Annotated in this window: 14 protein-coding genes; 9 read left to right on the forward strand and 5 right to left on the reverse strand. The window is 43.3% G+C overall.

The window, feature by feature from the left end:
- Nucleotides 1–160: 160 nt before the first annotated feature.
- Both caiA and caiT read right to left on the reverse strand, forming a co-directional pair.
- Nucleotides 161–1,297 (reverse strand): crotonobetainyl-CoA dehydrogenase, encoded by a 1,137-nt coding sequence (gene caiA, locus CXF86_RS09790; RefSeq protein WP_101089889.1) that lies wholly within the window; start codon nt 1,295–1,297, stop codon nt 161–163.
- Nucleotides 1,298–1,353: 56 nt separating this feature from the next.
- A complete protein-coding gene (gene caiT / locus CXF86_RS09795; protein ID WP_101089888.1) occupies nt 1,354–2,898 on the reverse strand; it encodes an L-carnitine/gamma-butyrobetaine antiporter in 1,545 nt (514 codons plus the stop codon).
- A 1,090-nt stretch (nt 2,899–3,988) separates the two neighbouring features.
- On the opposite strand from caiT, the gene CXF86_RS09800 reads away from it, so the two are divergent.
- The 7 genes from CXF86_RS09800 (at nt 3,989) to CXF86_RS09830 (ending at nt 12,439) form a co-directional block, all read left to right on the forward strand.
- Entirely contained in the window at nt 3,989–4,762 is a 774-nt protein-coding gene (locus CXF86_RS09800; protein WP_102038862.1) for an electron transfer flavoprotein, read from the forward strand.
- Between the two features lie 11 nt (nt 4,763–4,773).
- Entirely contained in the window at nt 4,774–5,715 is a 942-nt protein-coding gene (locus CXF86_RS09805; RefSeq protein ID WP_102038863.1) for an FAD-binding protein, read from the forward strand.
- 90 nt (nt 5,716–5,805) lie between these two features.
- On the forward strand, nt 5,806–7,098 hold the full coding sequence (fixC, locus tag CXF86_RS09810; protein WP_102038864.1) for an FAD-dependent oxidoreductase FixC: 1,293 nt from the start codon (nt 5,806–5,808) through the stop codon (nt 7,096–7,098).
- Nucleotides 7,095–7,382, forward strand: a complete 288-nt coding sequence (locus tag CXF86_RS09815) for a ferredoxin family protein (protein ID WP_101089884.1) — start codon at nt 7,095–7,097, stop codon at nt 7,380–7,382. The genes fixC and CXF86_RS09815 overlap by 4 nt, the downstream gene beginning before the upstream one ends.
- Before the next feature lie 421 nt (nt 7,383–7,803).
- A complete protein-coding gene (locus CXF86_RS09820; protein ID WP_101089883.1) occupies nt 7,804–9,141 on the forward strand; it encodes an MFS transporter in 1,338 nt (445 codons plus the stop codon).
- 361 nt (nt 9,142–9,502) lie between these two features.
- A complete protein-coding gene (locus tag CXF86_RS09825) occupies nt 9,503–10,639 on the forward strand; it encodes a hypothetical protein (protein ID WP_102038865.1) in 1,137 nt (378 codons plus the stop codon).
- A 165-nt stretch (nt 10,640–10,804) separates the two neighbouring features.
- Nucleotides 10,805–12,439, forward strand: a complete 1,635-nt coding sequence (locus CXF86_RS09830; RefSeq protein WP_102038866.1) for a methyl-accepting chemotaxis protein — start codon at nt 10,805–10,807, stop codon at nt 12,437–12,439.
- Nucleotides 12,440–12,845: 406 nt separating this feature from the next.
- Here CXF86_RS09830 and CXF86_RS09835 read toward each other — a convergent pair whose 3' ends face one another.
- Complete coding sequence (locus CXF86_RS09835) at nt 12,846–14,240, reverse strand: PhoH family protein (protein ID WP_101089880.1); 1,395 nt, start codon at nt 14,238–14,240, stop codon at nt 12,846–12,848.
- 330 nt (nt 14,241–14,570) lie between these two features.
- Between CXF86_RS09835 and rapA the strand changes: the two genes are divergently transcribed.
- Nucleotides 14,571–17,477: an RNA polymerase-associated protein RapA gene (rapA, locus tag CXF86_RS09840; protein ID WP_101089879.1), complete on the forward strand. Its 2,907-nt coding sequence runs from the start codon at nt 14,571–14,573 to the stop codon at nt 17,475–17,477.
- Between the two features lie 189 nt (nt 17,478–17,666).
- On the forward strand, nt 17,667–18,551 hold the full coding sequence (locus CXF86_RS09845; protein WP_102038867.1) for a DUF3530 family protein: 885 nt from the start codon (nt 17,667–17,669) through the stop codon (nt 18,549–18,551).
- 16 nt (nt 18,552–18,567) lie between these two features.
- On the opposite strand, the gene CXF86_RS09850 is transcribed toward CXF86_RS09845, so the two are convergent.
- Nucleotides 18,568–19,065 carry a YqhA family protein gene (locus CXF86_RS09850; RefSeq protein WP_101089877.1) on the reverse strand — a complete coding sequence of 166 codons (498 nt, stop codon included), beginning with the start codon at nt 19,063–19,065 and terminating at the stop codon, nt 18,568–18,570.
- A 111-nt stretch (nt 19,066–19,176) separates the two neighbouring features.
- Nucleotides 19,177–19,983, reverse strand: coding sequence for a crotonase/enoyl-CoA hydratase family protein (locus CXF86_RS09855; RefSeq protein ID WP_101089876.1), 807 nt, complete (start codon nt 19,981–19,983; stop codon nt 19,177–19,179).
- Nucleotides 19,984–20,186 lie beyond the last annotated feature (203 nt).

Genomic DNA, 20,186 nt, shown 5'->3' on the forward strand with positions numbered 1-20,186 from the left:
CAATCTCTAATAAAGACTCAAACGGATTTGAAGATAAGGCGTACTGAACCTTGAAAACGTGATGACGATAAATGCGCGTTTTCAGGAACTAGGCAAGTATTTAAATGGCCTCCACAATGGTTTGTGGAGGCCTTGCCGTACGGATTAAACCCAGCGACAGTTACTTATATTGCTTCAACACAGAACGACCTAAGGTCAGAATTTGCATCTCATCTGAACCGCCAGACACTCTGTCGACACGAATGTCACGCCACATACGGCTGATACGATGCTCACCGGCAATAGCGTAACCACCCAGAACCTGCATGGCAGAATCGATGACTTCAAAGCCCGCATTTGCGCAGTAGAATTTGCACATTGCCGAGTCACCCGAAGTCATGACGCCGTTATCACATTTCCAAGCTGCTTCATAAACCATGTTTTTCATGCTGTTAAGCTTGATAGCCATATGAGCAAACTTCTCTTGGATCAGCTGGTATCGACCAATAGCCTCACCGAATTGCACACGTTGATTGGCATATTTAGCCGCATCTTCGAATGCACAGTACGCTGCACCATAGTTGGTCAGTGCAACGAGGAAACGTTCAGAATCGAACTCCTCCTTAACACGAAGGAAGCCATTGCCTTCCTCACCAAACATATCTGACTCTTCGAGTTCAAGTTCGTCAAACTGCAACTCACAGCAGCTGTCCATTTTTAGCCCAAGCTTTGGCAGTTTGCCTAGCTTGATCCCAGGTTTTGACATATCGACAAACCACTCGGTGAAGATTGGCTTTTCTGAATCGGCATCTTTAGCCATCACCACGATGTAAGGCGTACCTGCCGCACTCGTGATAAAGCACTTACTACCAGTCAGATAAATTTTGCCATCCTTTCTTTTATAAGTGGTAAGCAAGCTACCCACGTCAGAACCGGCACTAGGCTCAGTAATCGCCGAGTTCCACATCTGCTTACCGGTGCCACGAAATGCCATGATCTTATCGATCTGAGCTTGGTTACCGTGTCTCAGTACAGTAGCAATACCTGGAAGCTGGTAAAGAACGTAAGTGGGAGCACCCAATCTTCCGAGTTCTTCCCAAATAGCGGTCAGAGTTACCATGCCTTCATTGAATCCATCGTACTCTTCAGGAAGCAACAAACTGTCGATCCCCATATCGGCTAACTCTTTGACAAACCTTTCAGGGTACTGACTGTTTTCGTCACACTCTGCGAAGTAGTTTTCCCAGTTCTCCTTCGCCATTAAGTCGCGAATACCAGAAACAAATAACTCTTGCTCGTCGTTTAATTTAAAATCCATCGTATATTCCTATAAATTGCTATTACTTGGCTAAAGAGCAGGCTTGTAGGCCAACACTAAGAGCTCCATTTGTTTTTACGAGCATCTTTCAAGAAAGAGATAATAATCATGACATTGACGATAATCAGCGGCGCACCACCGGCAATAATTGCCGTCTGTAGAGGCTTAAGTCCGCCCAGTGACAACAACACGATACCGATAACACCTACAAGTACAGACCAACCCACACGCACCCACACTGGTGGCTCGTTATCAGCATCGACTCCCTTACAGGTAGACATCGCCAACGTGTAAGAACAGGCGTTGATCAGGGTGACCGTTGCGAGGAAACATAAGATGAAGAAGCCCCACATGGTAATCGTGCTATACGGTAGTGCGGCCCAGGTTTCGATGATCGCTCTGGCAGCACCATGTTCAGAAATTAGCTGAGGCATGTTGATGATATTTTCATTCATCAAGTTCATGGTGTTACTGCCCAGAATGGTCCAAAGGAACCAAGTAGAAGCCGTCAAACCACCCACCATTGTCAGACAAAGCTCTCGTACTTTACGACCACGAGAGATCTTAGCCAGGAAGATACACATCTGAATGCCATACACTACCCACCAAGCCCAGTAGAACACGGTCCAATCTTGCGGGAAGCTGCCTTCACTGATTGAACTGGTATAGAAGAGCATGCGAGGCAGTAGGTCCAACATGACACCGACTGACTCAGTGAAGTAGTTAACCGTGAAGCTGGTGGCGCCGATAAGGAACACCCAAACAAGCATGATGATACTTAGGTAGCTACGCAGATCACTGGCAAGCTTAACGCCCTTCTGCAGACCGAAGGCGACACACACAGCGTTAAAGATAATCCATGAAGAGATAACGATTGTATCGACTGCCGGGGTACGAGGAATGCCGAACAACCATTGGATACACTCAGTCACAAGAGGTGTAGCCAGACCTAGGCTGGTACCCATAGCAAGGATCAAGGCGACCACATAGATGTTATCGATACAAGTACCAATAATCCCCTTATGATGTTTACCTAGAATCGGCTCTAAGGTGCCACTGGGACGAACTACATCCATTTTCTTAACGAACAGGAAGTAACCCAAAGCAACGGTAAAGAAACCGTAACCCATCCAAGGCAGAGGTCCCCAATGGAAGAGACTATAAGCAAGTCCTAACTCTTTTGCTGGAACCGACAGTGCTTCGAGATCGAAGGGAGGATAAGTTACATAGTAATAGACTTCTAACGACCCCCAGAACAACACTGCTGCCGATGTACAGGAAGCAAACATTAGGAAGATCCAACTTCCGGTACTGAATTCAGGTGTTTCCTGACCTAAGCGATTGTTTGCATAGGGTCCCCAGACCAGCCAAGCCCAACCCGCTGCCATTGCGATCATGTACCATTCAAACGCCCAACCCCATGTGTGGGTCAAATAGTGAAATACATCCTTAATTACCAAATTAGCTGCGTCCAGATCTCTTACAGTCAAGTAAGAAAGCAATATGACGATAAGCAATGAAGGAAAAAATATTTTCGGGTCAATAGTGACCTTCCTCTTTTTTACTTCGGTGATATCTACATCCATCGTTTTTTCATTCATCTTAATACATCTCCCTCTTATATTTAGGAGGATAATAGTGAAGGTTTCGAAGTTATTTCAATCTGTATACTTATCAGACCTAGTATTAGCTTATAGCTAGGAAGATTACCCCCGGCTATTAATGCTAACTATTAAGAATGGTTGGAGACGCAAATTAAAATAACTTAACACACCTTTTTCATTTTCTTACCCACTGACCACAACGTTGATTTATTAATTAACACTGCTTGGTTGACGACAGAATAATGCATTCCTTAACTTTCTTATTCAGTGATCGTTATCACGATCATTTGAAATAGAAAGAAAACGGAAAAAATCACTTTTAAAATAGTGTTATTCCCATCACAAAACAGGGGCTAAAAATGAAGTTTAAAAGTGGGTTAACGCAACAAAAAATTAATAAAAAACGAAAGAACCAATGGAATCAAACACTCAAGGTAAAGATACATACCGTTGTTTTTATTCACCTTTATTACACGCGCACATTGTAAGCCCGAAAAAAACATAGCCAAAAAATAAAGCGAGAATCGGCAAAACCTATTACTCAAAATAGTATTTCTAATAGTGATATTAGTACGGCTAAAACCCTTTATTAGTAGAGCTAACATTACTATTAGAAATACTAAGAAATACAATAAAACCATTAATAACCAACGCTATTAGCAGAGCTAATATTGTTATTACACCAGCTAAAAACCCTTGTATTTAAAGAGCTAAGACACCTATTAAATGAGAGGCATTAGAATTACTAATATTAACGTTAGAAACACTAACAGGATACTGTTAATAAGTGTGACCAGTCTAACATTAGCATTATTAATTCTAGACCTATAATTGCACATCCTACTAAATGAACATACGGTAATAAAACACACTTCTAAATAACAGACTGTAGATATATTAAAGTCGCTATATATGATTTATTTATAACATGAAGAGATTACAGTTATTGATACGCCGAATTGGCAAAAAACAATAAGTATGCAGCGGTTTACCGTCAAGACATTTTCTGAGGTTGTATAGGTTAAATCATAAAGAACATAGCCATATATCAAATTTAGAAGTATGCAATATCTTAACTGGAGACATAATGAAAATTATTACGTGTTACAAATTAGTTCCTGAAGAGCAAGATATCTCGGTGAAAGCTGACGGTGTTCTGGACACCAGCAAAGCTGCACCAAAGATCAACCAGTTTGATCTCAATGCGGTAGAAGCTGCGGTCGAAATCAAAGCCCTTGTTGGAGAATGCAAGATCACCGCCTTAAGCATAGGCGGCAAGGCTTTAGATAACCCTAAAGCGCGTAAAGACATCCTCTCTCGCGGACCCGATGAGCTAACGGTTGTCGTTGACGAAAAATTCGAACAGGCTCTTCCTCATCAGACTGCCCGTGTATTAGCGGCTGCCGCAAAGAAAAATGGCTTTGATCTGATTATTTGTGGTGATGGCTCAGGTGACTTATACGCGCAACAAGTGGGTCTACAACTGGGTGAGTTACTGGACGTTGCCACCATCAATGCCGTCAGTAAAATAGTGTCAGTCCAAGACGGTAAGCTTACCGTTGAAAGAGCCTTAGACGATGAAGTCGAAGTGCTTGAGATCACCTTACCTGCCGTTATTTCTGTTTCAGCCGATATTAACGATCCATCAATCCCATCGATGAAGACTATTTTAGCCGCATCCAAAAAGCCGGTAACTAAGTTAAGTATCGAAGATCTCGAGCTTGCTGAAATACCTGTTCTGGTTGAATCAGTTTCAGTACTGGCACCAAAACAAACTGATCGTAAGAAGATCATTATTGACGGCGATGATGAAAAACAAGTCGCAGAATTTGCAGAATACCTGCGCAAAGCACTTAACTAAGGGAAAAAATGATGAGCAAACTGTCTAATGTATGGGTATTTAGTGATATCGCTTCCCGTTTACCTGAAGTTATCGCCGGCGGCGTTCAGCTAGGCGAAAAAGTGTCTGCTTTCGTGATTGGTTCTGAAGATGAAATCGCCACAGCATACTCATTGGGTGCAACCCATGTGTATTACCTGGGTGAAAAAGACGCCAACAAGATCATTGAAGATTATGCCGAAACGATGGCCCATGCGATCGCTAATGGCGATACGCACACCTTAATGCTGTTAGGTGCGACTAAACGCGGTAAAGCACTGGCTGCAAAAGTAGGTGTCCAGCTTAAGGCTGGTGTGGTCAACGACGCTTCAGAAGTCACAGTCGGTGAAGGTGTCACGGCCAAGCATATGGTCTACGGCGGCCTAGCGATAGGTGAAGAGAAAATCGTATCACCCATCGCACTTGTGACTATCGGAAATGGCGTATTCGAAGCCGCCGAAGCTGACACTTCAAAAACGGGTGAAGCAGTTTCGGTTTCATTCATCGAACCTAAATCTGCTATCAAGTGCATCGAGCGCCGTGCTAAGCAAGGCGAAAGCGTGGACTTAGGTAAGGCAAAACGCGTTATTGCTATCGGTAGCGGTATTGGCAAACAAGAGAACCTGCAAATGGTTGCCGAACTTGGTGCTGCAATTGGTGCAGAGCTGGGTTGTTCTCGCCCGATTGCCGAAACAGAAAAATGGATGGAACGTGAGCGTTACATCGGTGTTTCTGGGGTCATGCTAAAACCAGAACTTTATCTGGCTTTGGGTATTTCTGGACAGATACAGCATATGGTTGGTGCATTGGGTTCACAGACAATTCTTGCGGTAAACAAAGATAAAAACGCCCCCATTTTCCAGTATGCAGACTACGGAATTGTTGGCGACTTAAATAAGGTCGTACCAGCACTCATCAGCGCCTTTAAAAGCTAATTGACCAGCGGGTCGTATTTATCTCCCCATTTAACACTGGGCACAGAAAGTCCGGTGTTAAAAACCAAATTATGTGAAGAGTAAATTTGTATGTCAGAAGATGTATTTGACGCGATTATCGTAGGTGCCGGGCTTGCTGGATGCGTTGCCGCTTATGTATTAGCAAAAGAGGGAGCTGATGTTCTCGTTATTGAACGCGGCAACTTTGCCGGAAGCAAAAACATGACAGGTGGCCGACTCTATGCGCATAGCCTAGAGAAAATTATTCCCGGTTTTGCTAAAGAAGCACCAGTAGAAAGAAAAGTCACTAAAGAAAAAGTCACCTTCTTGACCGATGATACCGGTGTCACCCTTGACTACCATAATGGCCGAGCACAAACACCAGTTCAAGAATCCTATACAGTTTTAAGAGGTGATTTTGACCAATGGTTGATGGGAAAAGCCGAAGAGGTGGGTGCCCAATTTATTAGCGGTATTCGTGTCGATGAGCTCATCACTAAAGATGGCAAAGTCATAGGCGTTAAAGCCGATGGTGATGAGTTGCTAGCCAAGTCAGTCATTCTAGCTGAAGGCGTTAATCCTGTGCTGGCTGAGAAATTAGGCATGGTAAAACCTAAGGTCAACGCTGACGTGATGGCCGTAGGGGTAAAAGAGCTGATTGAACTACCGAAAGAGGTTATTCAAGATAGATTTAACCTCTCTGACGATGAGGGTGCGGCATGGTTATTCGCCGGTTCGCCATCAAATGGTTTGATGGGTGGTGGCTTTATCTACACTAACAAAACCACTGTATCACTGGGTATCGTTTGCGGACTACACGACATCGGCAGTTCAGATAAAACGGTTCCGCAAATGTTGGAAGATTTCAAAAATCACTCAATGATTAAGCCATTGATTGAAGGCGGTAAGTTACTTGAGTATTCGGGTCATGTCGTACCGGAAGCTGGTTTTAATATGGTACCGAAACTGGTCGATGATGGCGTATTGATAACCGGAGATGCGGCGGGTTTTTGCTTAAACATTGGCTATACCGTTCGCGGTATGGATCTTGCCATCGCTTCTGGCGAAGCAGCAGCAAAAGCCGTTTTAGCGGCTCGTGCAACAGGTGATTTTAGCGCACAAGGCTTATCTTCATATCAGACACTCCTGGAAGACAGCTTCCTGATGAAAGATCTGAAACTCTATAAGAACCTTCCCGCATTCATGGAAACACCCCGGATCTTCAATCAGTATCCAAAGATGGTTGCCGACATAATGCAAAGCATGTTCACCGTAGATGGCAGCGAATCACAACCACTACGCAAGACCCTCATGAAACATTGTAAAGAGGTGGGTTACATGAACCTGATCAAAGATGGCATTAAAGGAGTCACTTCAATATGACCGAGTCAGTCAATGTAGACGTTAAACTGGGCGTCAATAAATTTCACGTAGATGAAGGTCATCCACATATTATCCTCAAAGATAATCCGAATATGAACGAGTATCGCAAGTTGGTAAACGCTTGCCCGGCTGGTTTATATAAACTCGAAGATGACGGGTCTATCCGTTTTGATTCTGCGGGTTGTCTGGAATGTGGTACCTGTAAATTTCTTTGTGGCGACACTATTCTGGAAAAATGGGAATACCCTAGAGGTACATTTGGAATAGAATACCGTTATGGGTAACCATAATATTAACAGAGGGTGTTTTTAAAACACCCTCTGTTTTAAAAATCACAGTGGTATATGTAATTAAATTATCACTTAGGTAGTTAGTGGTTAGTTGAAAACCACAAACACATTCAAACGTAAAACTGAAAACATATAAAAATAAATATAGCACGACAAATTTAAAAATCAGAACATATCAGCAGATGTATTAATGTAAAAATTCTAAATAAATAAAACATATAGCAAAACCATTAGTTACATCACTGTTATTTAAATGTTTACGTTGTAAAATTTTAGAATAGGGTTATCTGATTCGAAGAAGTATATGCAAAGAAAAAACTCTCAGCTAATTGGTTAAGGGTATCTTTATATTTTTTTGCAACTATAACAGTCGTGAACATTCTTATTAGAACAAATGAAATTGGTGGTTAGTAGTATGAAATCAAAGAAAAACTTCGATGATATGGAGTTTACTCCACTTCATAGAAAAATAATGCTTTGGGGAAGCGGCGGTCCATTTTTAGATGGCTATGTATTAGTTATTATTGGACTGGCACTTCAACAACTTACACCAGAATTAGGACTAGATGCACAATGGATAGGTTTAGTTGGTGCAGCGACGCTGGTCGGCCTATTTATCGGGACCGCGCTATTTGGCTATGTGGCAGATTTAGTCGGTCGTAAGAAAATGTTTATGATAGACATTATTGCTATTGCGGTACTTTCATTTGCAACCATGTTTATCTCATCTCCCATCGAATTAGTCATTTTACGATTCCTAATTGGTATCGTCATTGGAGCCGATTATCCCATCGCAACCTCTATGGTTGCCGAGTTCTCCCCGACAAAGAAACGCGCATTCACCATGGGTTTCATCGCTGCTATGTGGTACGTCGGTGCAACTGCCGCCAACATGGTCGGCTATCTTTTATACGATGTGCAAGACGGCTGGAGATGGATGTTCGGTAGTGCGATTATCCCCTGTCTCGTTATTCTACTCGGGCGTTTTCATCTACCTGAATCACCAAGATGGTTACTTAAGAAAGGCCGTGTGGAAGAGTGCCGTGAAATAATGCATAAGTTTTTTGGTAAGGATATTGATATTAATTTTGAAGAGGCCGAAGAGACCAAATATAGTAAACTTTTTGAGCCTGTCTATTTAAAAAGAATAATATTCATCGGTACGATATGGAGCTGTCAGGTTATTCCTATGTTCGCCATATATACATTTGGGCCTCAAATAATCGGACTGCTAGGATTTACGGAGGGTCAAGATGCGGCCCTAGGTAATATCGTTATCAGTATATTCTTTATGGCCGGGTGTATTCCTGCGATGTACTGGCTGAACTCTATCGGTCGCAGACCACTTTTGATCGGCAGCTTTGGCATTATGACTGCCTCCTTAGCGCTGCTTGGTATCGTACCAAATCCAAGCATCTGGCTGATAGTAGCCGCTTTTGCAGTTTACGCTTTCTTCTCCGGTGGTCCAGGGATCTTGCAGTGGCTGTATCCAAATGAACTGTTTCCTACTGAGATACGGGCGTCTGCCGTTGGCGCAGTGATGTCCTTTAGTCGAATAGGTACCATCGTCTCGACTTATGCTCTGCCCGTTTATATGGCCACCTATGGTATATCATCAACATTGCTTGTCGGTGCTGGTATATCACTTCTCGGATTAATTGTTTCAGTGTTCATGGCACCAGAAACAAAAGGATTAACGTTAGAAACAACCAGTTCAGTTGATTTCACCGCTTCAGTTAAAGTCAGTAGATAAATTATTATCTGCAATATTAAAAGAGTCTCGTACATCTGAAAAAGATACACAGATAAGGTACGGGACTCAATAAAATATAAAATTACAATATATTCTTTATTTTTAATTTTACAGCTTTGAATATTAGCAGCCGGATATTGATATATGAAGGCGAAACCAATTAATAAAAGGAGAATGTCCGCGCAATCCGAAAAGGATGTCGAACCTGTACGGAGCTTATGAATTAAATATAACCGGTGATTAGACCGGGGGGGATTACTTGCCTGTATTTAATTACCCACATTGATTTATATAAGTAAAAAACAATTTTTCATATAAGTGCAAACTAAGCACTAAAAAATTTGAATACAATCGGAATATAATGATGATGAAAACTAAAAGAGCGTTTTGTATCTCTCTTATTGCAAGCGCTATTGCATTAAGTAGCTTTAACACCGTTGCTGCGGATGAAGAAGACGGTATTAATATTCACGGTGGCGTGCGTATTAACTACTCATATAAAGACTACAGTGAGAGTTCAAAAGATAAAGGGGGTGACATGACCTTTAACATGGCATCTCTACGATTCGACGGTAAACTTGGTGACTGGGGTTTAAGGTCGGATTATCGTTTTACTGCCGATACTAACTATATTAAATATGGCTATGCATTCTACAATTTAAATCCTGAATGGGAACTTCAATTCGGTATTAACCAAGTTCCATTCGGTAACTTAGGTTATATCTCTAACAGCTACTGGTTCGGCCTTCCTTATTATCTTGGTTTTGAAGACGACTATGATATTGGTGCAAAAGCCACCTTTGAGAAAAATGGTTGGCACACTGATATGGCCTTCTACAAGAGCGCCGAATATGCAGCAAGCGAAAACAAACAGTACGCAGCTGACCTGTATACCGGCACTATCAACGGTACCGAATATAACAACGAAGAGACCAATCAGCTTAACCTTCGCCAAACCTACACCATGGAGCACGAAGGCGGATCAACTACTTTTGGTGGCTCAGTTGAGGTTGGTCAGATCTATAACTCTAAAACGGGTAACAATGGCGACAGATACGCTTTTGCGGCTAGTCTTGACAGCAAGTTCCATGGTTGGAACCTACAACTTCAAGCTATGCAGTATGAATATGATGCCGCTGATAGCGCAGATGACAACAAAATAGCCATCGCAGTGGTCAGCTGGCAGTATGAAATTGCTTCTAAGGCACAGGTATACAGTGTCAACTTAGCAAAAACAATTCCAACCGATTGGGGTAGCGTAAAGTTCTACAATGACTTCGGTCTGATGACGCCAGATGTTGCCGATGTCACCTACGATGACAGCATGCAGAACGTACTAGGTGCGGCCATTGCCGCTGGTCCTACTTACACCCAGATTGACTTCATCATGGGTAAGAACATGACTTTCTCAACGGCAAACAACGACCATATCGGCCTGCCTGAAGTGGGTGATGATTGGGATAAGCGCTTCAACATCAGCATGGCTTATTACTTCTAAACAAGCACGGAGGAGGTAAGCAATTAGCTACACCCAGATTAATTGCTCCTCTTCCAATTTAAGGGTTAACACGGTCTCATCTCGACGTATTACATGGACATCTTATGACCCAGCCTTCGCCCTGCCGAAGGTTTTTTTACACCAAAGGAATGAAGTGATCAAATCATGATGAACCTTAAAAACATATCGGTTAATAAAAAAATCGGCTTAGCCTTTAGCTGCGTCGCCGTGGCTGTAATCGCCCTCTGCATGTTATTTATATCGGGACTGAACAACACACGCGATAATATTTTATCTCTGACTGATGAAGTGTTACCCAACGTAATAGCAGTCGAAAAAATCAAATATGTCACCATCTTCATTCGCCGGGATCAGTTCTCCTTTCTTCCCAGTATTGGCGATCCCGGAATGAAGGGCTGGATGCAAACGACCGACAATATGATTAATGATGTCACCGACATGATTGACGCCTATGAAAAGCACATACAGACAGAGGATGAACGCCAAGCTCTCACATTAGCGAGACGCCACTGGCAAGATTACCTCAGTGCCCAGAGTGGTTTCAACGACATCGTTCTGCAAAATGATCTGTCAGGCGCAAATAAATACCTCCTCAGCTCTTACAAACAGTTTAATAAGATGCAAGACGCCTTAACCAAGCTCACAGAGATCAATTTGGCACGCACCGCAGACGACCGCACCAATACGCTAGAAGGTGTCAGCACCGCAACCATCAAGACCTATATCGGTGTTGGAGTATTATTCGCCTTGATGATTCTCATGACTATCTTCCTTGGACGACAAATTCGTAACCCATTGCGTGAAGTGATGAGCATGGCCGAAGCGATTGCTGCAGGGGATCTTGTCTATCAGATAAAACGCGACCAAATTGGCAATGATGAACTTGGACAACTTGCTGACTCCTGCATCAGTATGCAGCAGAACTTGCGAAAGTTAGTCGGTGAGATAGGTGGTGCTGTCGTTCAACTAAGTTCTTCAATCGAGGAGGTGAGCGCGATATCATTGCAATCATCCCAAGGAATGTCACAGCAGCAAAATGAAATCACGATGGTTGCCACTGCTATGCAACAGATGCAAGCAACCGTTAATGAAGTTGCGATGAATACCGAGGATGCCTCCAGCTCAGCAAATTCGGCAACAAACCATGCAGCACAAGGCAATAAAGATGTACAACAAAGTATCATTGAGATCCAACATGTGTCAGAAGTCATCGAAAATGCTGGAGAGATGGTAGCCCTGCTAGAAAAAGACTCCGTGAGTATCTCTATGGTGGTTGATGTCATTGGCGGCATTGCAGAGCAAACTAATTTACTGGCTTTAAATGCAGCCATTGAAGCGGCCCGCGCAGGCGAGCAAGGACGTGGCTTTGCCGTCGTCGCCGATGAAGTTCGCACATTAGCAGGAAGAACCCAAGACTCCACCCGTCAAATAGTTGAGATAATCGAGAAGCTACAAATGCGCGCCGTCGAAGCTGGGGTTGCAACAAAGCAAAGCTGTGAGATGATCCGTGGTTGCGTATCGCAAACCCACTCAACAGGAGAGAAGATCTCAGAGATAGAACAGGCTGTCACACAAATTGCAGCAATGAATATTCAAATTGCCAGTGCTTGCAGCGAGCAAAACTCGGTGACAGAAAATCTCAGCTGCAGTATAGAAAGCATCAACTCTTCCTCATCGGAGGCAGCAACCGGAGCAGAGCAGACGGCTCAAGCCTGCTTAGAGTTGAGCCAGTTATCTTTAGGCCTCAAGAGTTTACTCGATCAGTTTAAGACAACTTAATCTTAATTAGCCCACTCCAACAACCTTGCTTCTATAAAGTATTTAAGCTTTGGAAGTACTTAGGAGTTCATCGTCAAATTGCACATTTTAAATGTGCTGGATATGCAAAGAAGACCTCTATTTTCATTGAGGTCTTCTTGCGACTGATTTCAGTTGAATTTTAAAGGGTATTTATAAAAATCAACTTTTAAAGATCCCCCCCTGAATATTATCTATCCTAATACACTGGATCTACCTATAAGTTTTCTTCAGCAAACTCCTCTAGACGTGAGCGAACTACGCCATTTAAGTAAACATTCGCGCTACCATCAAAATCTTTAAAACGTTCCATTATATAAGCGTGAGATTAGAGGTAACGGCCCCAATAAAAATGAGGCCTTTGAGTGGTAAAAACGGCTTGCTGAGCTTATAGGTTTTCTTCTGCAAACTCCGCTAAACGTGAGCGAACCACGCCATTTAAGTAAATATTCGCACTACCATCAAAATCTTTAAAACGCTCGACAATATAAGTGAGACCAGAGGTAACCGCAGTTAAATAGTTTGAATCTATCTGCGCCAAATTACCGCTACAAATCATTTTTGTCCCCTCTCCCATTCGCGTGATCATGGTTTTGATCTGCGATGCAGTTAAGTTTTGACACTCATCCAGCAGCACCACGGAGTTTTGAATAGAGCGACCACGCATAAAGTTAATCGATTTAAACTGAATATTGGCCTTGTCCATGATGTAGTTCATGCTGCCACTGGGGTTAACATCATTTTTATGCAGCACCTCTAAGGTGTCGGTAATCGCGGCTAACCAAGGCGTCATTTTCTCCTCTTCCGTGCCAGGTAAAAAACCTATCGACTCGGCAATTTCAGGCGTGTTTCGAGTGACGATAATTTTGTCATACTTACCCCGTTCCACCACCATCTCCAGCGCAGCGGCCATCGCCAGTAGAGTTTTACCACAGCCAGCTGGGCCGGTTAAGATCACCAGATCAATGTCTGGATCCAGTAATGCCTGTAACGCCATGCCTTGATAAATATTTTTCGGCCTAATCCCCCATGCATTGAGGTTCATCAATCGTTCTTGTCCGAGATCTAAAAACTTCAACTCGGTTGCGGTTTTCTCGATAATGCGGCCACAGAACTCTTTACCTTCATCCAACAGGTATTGATTGGTGTAGAAAATGTCATCACCGAGTTTATCGATAGGCACCTTATGCACCGTATGGCGACCGTTACTTTCGGTGGTGACATCATCGGTATGTTGCCAAAAGTCGCCGTCAAACTTGTGAAAGCCTTTAGTTAAAAAGCGGATGTCGTCAATTAACTGGTCAGTGCGATAGTCTTCAACCAATTGAATGCCTGCGCCTTTCGCTTTTAAGCGCATATTGATGTCTTTGGTGACGAGGACCACACTGCGAGGTTTGTGCTGTTCTTGTAGGTATAGAGCGGTATTAATAATGCGGTTATCGTTACTGTCACCCGGCATGCTGCCCATCGTAAATTCAATTTGATGGTCAGGGAAAATCGATAAAGTGCCATTAGCATCACTATGATCTTCTCGCCTAGGTAGTGGCACCCCTTTAACGATCTCTTCTGGCGTAGTCTTACCGCCCAAAATGTCTTCTAATGCTCGAATCGCGACTCTTGCATCGCGGCTAACGTCTCTCTTTCTGTCCTTAATCAGATCCAGTTCTTCTAAAACTGTCATTGGTACGACTACGTCATGCTCCTTAAATGAGTAAATAGCCAAAGGTTCATGCAGTAATACGTTGGTATCCAGTACAAACAACTTTCTGTCGTCTTGTTCCATGGCGCCTCCAATTGTGCATTAGTTTTGATTACGAGATAAATTAAGCTCCTTTATGGTCGATATTGGTTACATTTCGTTCACTTCATACTGCCACCAATATAGCCAAGCTTCAATGCCCTCGTACGGTTTTTAATCGTAAGCTAAGGTTTCATGATTATCGCTACAATGTGACAACTTGATGACACAGAAAAATACTCTTATTCAACTGAATGATTTATAATCTATCGTCAACAGAATTAAGCTAATATTAGTAGGTTCAATTTCAAAATGTGTGGGATTGTTATAACATACGCGCCCCCTTGTGATTCACCCAGTATATGAGAATTTTAAATGCCGTTTTCCCTAGGTCAACGCTGGATCAGCGATACCGAATCTGAATTAGGTTTGGGTACAGTCGTCGGTATGGAAGGCCGTATGGTCACTGTACTTTTTTCTGCGACTGGCGAGAATAGATTGTTTTCTCGTTCAGAAGCCCCGCTAACACGCGTTATCTTCAATCCAGGCGATAAAGTTGAGAGCCATGACGAATGGAGCTTAACCGTCACTGAAGTTGAAGAAAAAGATAACCTTATTACCTACCACGGCACTCATAACGAAACCGGCGAGCAAGTTAGCCTGCGTGAAACGTTACTTAATCACAATATTCGTTTTAATAAACCGCAAGACCGTCTATTTGCAGGTCAAATTGACCGCATGGACCGTTTCGGTGTGCGCTATCAGTGTCAGTTACTTAGAAATAAATTGGCGACATCCGATCTCCTTGGATTACAAGGGCCAAGAGTTGGATTGATCCCACATCAGCAGTGGATTGCTCATGAAGTAGGTCGACGTTTTGCGCCGCGCGTATTACTGGCCGATGAAGTGGGTCTGGGTAAAACCATTGAAGCGGGCTTGATCATTCATCAACAACTGCTGACAGGCCGCGCTGAACGTATTTTGGTTATTGTGCCAGATACTTTACGCCACCAATGGCTTGTAGAGATGCTGCGCCGCTTTAACTTGCGTTTCTCTGTTTTCGACGAAGACCGCTGCGTTGAGGCTTATGCTGATAACGACAACCCTTTCTACACTGAACAATTGGTGATTTGCTCACTCGAGCTATTACGGAAGAAAAAACGTTTAGAGCAAGCATTGGATGCCGACTGGGATTTAATGGTTGTAGATGAAGCTCACCATTTAGAGTGGTCTGAAGATGCACCAAGCCGTGCTTATAAGGTGGTTGAAGCCTTAAGTGAAGTGGTTCCGGGCGTGTTACTGCTGACAGCCACCCCAGATCAATTAGGTCATCAGAGTCACTTTGCCCGCCTGCGTTTACTCGATCCGGATCGTTTTTATGACTACCCCTCTTTCTTAAAAGAGGAAGAGAGTTATAAAGATGTTGCCACCGCTGCAGAGGGATTAGCCAGTCGCGATGCTCTTTCAAGTGATGCCATTGCCAGCCTAACAGAGTTGTTATCTGAAAAAGATATCAGTGACAGCATTAGCCTTATTCAAGACGAGAGCGCGAGCGACGATAAGCGTCATCAAGCCCGTGAAGAGCTGCTGCAAGATCTGCTTGACCGTCATGGTACTGGCCGCGTGTTATACCGTAACAGTCGTGCTTCGGTAAAAGGTTTCCCAACACGTAACTTACATATTCATCCGCAGACGATGCCAGAACAATACGTTACCGCTTCTCGCGTTAGCGAAATGATGAACAAACATTTAGACACTAACGCCAAAGTGAGACAAGTACTCAGCCCTGAAAAAATCTACCACGATTTTGACAGTGCCAGTGCCAGTTGGTGGAAGTTTGATCCTCGTGTTGATTGGTTAATTGATTTCCTTAAGACTAATCGCAGCAAAAAAGTGCTCATTATTGCCAGCCAAGCTGAAACGGCCTTGAGTTTGGAGGAAGCATTGCGTACCCGCGAAGGTATTCAAGCTACCGTATTCCACGAAGGCATGTCGATTATCGAACGCGATAAAGCCGGCGCATACTTCGCCCAGGAAACTGGTGGAGCACAGGCATTGATCTGTAGTGAGATAGGTTCAGAAGGTCGTAACTTCCAGTTTGCCAGCAACTTAGTCTTATTTGATTTACCGCTTAACCCGGACTTGCTTGAGCAACGCATTGGCCGTCTCGATCGTATCGGGCAAAAGAATGACGTTGAGATCCATCTGCCTTATTTGGCCGGTACCGCTCAAGAACGTTTAATGCAGTGGTATCACCAAGGGCTAAACGCCTTTGAGTGTACTTGTCCAAGTGGACACATTCTATTTGGTGAATTTGCAGCCGAATTGCTAGAGACCTTAGTCAATAGCGATGAATCTATTCTTGAGACTTTGCTCGAAAACACCAAGGTGCGTTATCAAGAGCTTAAAGTGGCCATGGAACAAGGTCGCGATAAACTGCTTGAGATTAACTCTCATGGCGGCGAACGAGCAAACAAACTGGTAGAAAGCTTGGCGGCAAGAGACGGAGATACTCACTTAATCGGTTCGGTTATTCGTCTATGGGACATCATTGGTGTTGAGCAAGAAGACAGTGGTGAAAACGCCATTGTGCTGCGCCCAAGTGAACATATGATGTTCCCGACCTATCCAGGTTTGCCAGAAGATGGTATTACGGTTACCTTCGATCGTGATATCGCACTATCTCGAGATGATATCGCCTTAATCACTCAGGAACACCCGATAGTGCAGACTGGGCTAGATCTAATCACCTCGTCAGAAACCGGTACCACGAGTGTGGCAGTGCTAAAGAACAAAGCATTACCCGCTGGCACTATTTTCTTAGAGCTTATCTATATGGCTGATGCTTCTGCACCAAAATCGAGCCAGCTTTATCGTTATTTGCCGCCGACACCTATTCGTATCTTACTCGATAAGAATGGTAATAACTTGTCAGAGAATGTGACTTACGAAAGCTTCGATAGACAATTAAGCGCTGTTAATCGTCATCTTGCCAGTAAGTTAGTCACCGCATCGCAAGCGATTTTACATCCGTTATTTGCTAAAGCTGAGACCTTTGCTGCAGCCGAGCTGAAATTGCTAACGGAAAGCGCTCGTGAAAAAATGACTCAACAACTGTCAGGTGAACTTGAGCGACTAAAAGCACTTAAAGCGGTTAACCCAAATATCCGTGAGGAAGAGTTAACCCATCTCAGTGGACAAATGAGTGAACTAAATCGCTACTTGGATGGTAGCCAGCTTCAGCTTGATGCAGTTCGCTTGGTGTTAGTTAGCCACGCTTAACCTAATCATTAGCTTCAGCTGACCAAAGCCCTGCTTATTAAAGTAGGGCTTTTTCATTTCTAGCGCTATATTTTCTGCGAGATAGGATTATAGCGGGCAAGGTTTATACTGCGGTTACTATTTACGATATACTGGCTGACACCGTTAGCCTATTCCCCTACTATTGTGCCCTAAGGTTGTTTCTCGCGTATGTACCATCGTCATTTAAGCGTTGCCTCTTGCGGACTTGCGCTCGCCTTTGCCCTACTAATATCAATGGTCTCTTTTACCACTTTAGCCTCGACATCAAAATTCAGTTACCTGCCAGAAAATGAAATCAACTATGTCCAAGTTGATGATCAAGATTACCCTGTTCTATTGAGGCCTTGGCAAGGAAAGAAAAAATTAGGACTAGCGATTATTGTTCCAGGACTAGGCCTCAGCCCTGACGAAGGCGGCTTCACCGCTTACTTACGCCGTAAACTAAACAAAGCGGGTTGGGCCACATTAGCCATTACACCACCGCAAAGACCAGGCATGCCCAATTACACCACACAAGCTGTGCATGTCGCCAACGCAGGGGAAAAGCAACTTAACCAACAAAGCACCCAAGCCATGCCAGTTTTTAGTGAAGAACAACAAACACTTAATATTCAACGACAGCAGAGTTTTTTCATTAGCTCTATGTCGCAGCTCGATAACCTAGGTAAGCAATTTCAGGGCAAACGCTTGTTGATCAGTAGTGACGACAGCGCCGGTATCATCATCGAATTGCTCAAAGACAATAAGCTCCCCATGCCCGATATGCTCGCTATCATCAATCCCTATAATGACAATCCCAGCCAAAACCAAGCACTAGCAGCTCAATTGGCAGAGCTGACCATTCCAGTTCTCGATATTCAGTCTAGAGATGGCACCTCCGCCTCACTTGCTACCCAGCAAAGTCGATTTGATCTTTCGCCTCAAAATGCGCCTTTTAGATATCATCAATATAAGATCTTACTTGATCTACAGCATAAAGAAGGTTGGAGCGGGGGCAGTAAAATTATCGAAGGGTTCGCATTGCGGATTAATAAAGCCTATCCGAATAGATAGGCTCTGCATAATTGTCTTAGTCTTTACTTAGTTTTAGCGACCAGGCAATTAATACCACGGTCACACCCATATACAACAGATCTAAGCTAGTCGTCGGTTTCATTTCACTAAAGAATGAAAAGACCTTGATGATAAGCATCATCAGTATCACTTTGCCTAACTTGCTCTTAAGGGAATCGATACTGCTAATGATTAGGATTTTTCCGCCAGCTTCGCTTTTACTCGCTTCACCCAAGTTACTGATAAATAGTTCATATAAACCAAAAGCAAAAATCAACAACACTGAACCCAGTAAAAAAGTATCTAAAATCTCTACCACGACCATCACTAAGTCGTTACGGATAGCATGACTGCCACTAAACACGTAGCCCCAGATAAGTTGCAGCATATGAACCACATCTTTAAGCCCCATCGCGAACACCACAAATGCCGCAATGATGCAGGACAACACACCAACCATCACCGAGAGTCGGCTACTCCATAAAAACCGTTCAAAAAGTTCGCGCACAATCATTTATTCCCATAAATTAAGCTAAGAATCAAAAGTGTAAAATATGCCTCCGCTTGCGATACAAACTTCACAGCAATTTGTGAAGCGGATCACAAATTGAGTGATTAATAAAAACTACCAACCAGATTGTCTATTTTTGTACTCTTTCTGAGGACTTTTTGATTGCCGAATTGCCGCAATAATTCGATTCTTTCCAGCAAGCAATCTTACTTGATAACACGACTCTCTTCGCAGTAATTGCCGAATGGGCGCGCTCCAACTTTTTTGAATACTTTGCTTAATCGCCGCGTTGGCATCGGGAGATGTTTGTATCAACCGCTGGGCTAATACTATCGCTGCAGCCATAGGATCGGCTTCAACCGCAGTCAGTAAGTTGAAAGACCGTGCTTGCTCAGCCGTCAATATATCCGCCGTCATCGTTAGCATAAGCGCTTGATCTTTAGGCATTAGCTCTCTAAGCCCAACAAAACCAGCCATATCAGGCACTAACCCCCAACGAGCCTCCATTATCGACAATTTACACTCTGGCGCTGCAATTCTAAAGTCTGCCCCTAGGGCGATTTGCATACCACCACCGTAGCAAACGCCTTCAAGCACGGCGATAACAGGCACTGGCAGTCGGCGCCAGCCGATAGAAACACGTTGAGCCAAATTAGCATTGCCAGGTAGCAGTTTAAATAATAGCTTCACAGCATCGAATGGCGAACGATTAACACTCTTCACATCGAGCCCAGAACAAAAACTATGTCCTTCGCCAAACAGAATGACCGCTCGCAGTGCTTTATCCTTTTTAAGGCTATTGATACAGGTATCTATTTCTTTAAAAAGCTCATAATTCAAAGCATTATACTTATCTGGGCGATTTAGAGACACGTAAGCAATACCCTCTTCTTTTCTCACACAGACTAAATTATTGCTCATTTTCAAATCCTTTTTCTTAGCACTGGTCTGTCCAGAAGATCAAGTTAACATATTTGGCATAAATCGTTAATACCTATAACATGCACTTAAATTTTGACTATCGTCAAATAAATGTCGCTTTCTGATTCTGAGTTGATGGCTAATAATCAGTCTAAATAGCGACAAGTTTAGTTAAAACGCCCGTTTTATGACATTGATAAGAA

It is taken from the genome of Shewanella sp. GutCb (genome assembly GCF_002836135.1).
Classification (GTDB): Bacteria; Pseudomonadota; Gammaproteobacteria; order Enterobacterales; family Shewanellaceae; genus Shewanella.

Bases quoted from the DNA above. Each gene is read 5' to 3' on its own strand.
- CXF86_RS09855 (WP_101089876.1), bottom strand. From the start codon at position 19,983: ATGAGCAATAATTTAGTCTGTGTGAGAAAAGAAGAGGGTATTGCTTAC.
- CXF86_RS09850 (WP_101089877.1), bottom strand. From the start codon at position 19,065: ATGATTGTGCGCGAACTTTTTGAACGGTTTTTATGGAGTAGCCGACTC.
- CXF86_RS09820 (WP_101089883.1), top strand. From the start codon at position 7,804: ATGAAATCAAAGAAAAACTTCGATGATATGGAGTTTACTCCACTTCAT.
- CXF86_RS09830 (WP_102038866.1), top strand. From the start codon at position 10,805: ATGATGAACCTTAAAAACATATCGGTTAATAAAAAAATCGGCTTAGCC.
- rapA (WP_101089879.1), top strand. From the start codon at position 14,571: ATGCCGTTTTCCCTAGGTCAACGCTGGATCAGCGATACCGAATCTGAA.
- CXF86_RS09835 (WP_101089880.1), bottom strand. From the start codon at position 14,240: ATGGAACAAGACGACAGAAAGTTGTTTGTACTGGATACCAACGTATTA.
- CXF86_RS09845 (WP_102038867.1), top strand. From the start codon at position 17,667: ATGTACCATCGTCATTTAAGCGTTGCCTCTTGCGGACTTGCGCTCGCC.
- fixC (WP_102038864.1), top strand. From the start codon at position 5,806: ATGTCAGAAGATGTATTTGACGCGATTATCGTAGGTGCCGGGCTTGCT.
- CXF86_RS09825 (WP_102038865.1), top strand. From the start codon at position 9,503: ATGATGATGAAAACTAAAAGAGCGTTTTGTATCTCTCTTATTGCAAGC.
- caiA (WP_101089889.1), bottom strand. From the start codon at position 1,297: ATGGATTTTAAATTAAACGACGAGCAAGAGTTATTTGTTTCTGGTATT.
- CXF86_RS09815 (WP_101089884.1), top strand. From the start codon at position 7,095: ATGACCGAGTCAGTCAATGTAGACGTTAAACTGGGCGTCAATAAATTT.
- CXF86_RS09800 (WP_102038862.1), top strand. From the start codon at position 3,989: ATGAAAATTATTACGTGTTACAAATTAGTTCCTGAAGAGCAAGATATC.
- caiT (WP_101089888.1), bottom strand. From the start codon at position 2,898: ATGAATGAAAAAACGATGGATGTAGATATCACCGAAGTAAAAAAGAGG.
- CXF86_RS09805 (WP_102038863.1), top strand. From the start codon at position 4,774: ATGAGCAAACTGTCTAATGTATGGGTATTTAGTGATATCGCTTCCCGT.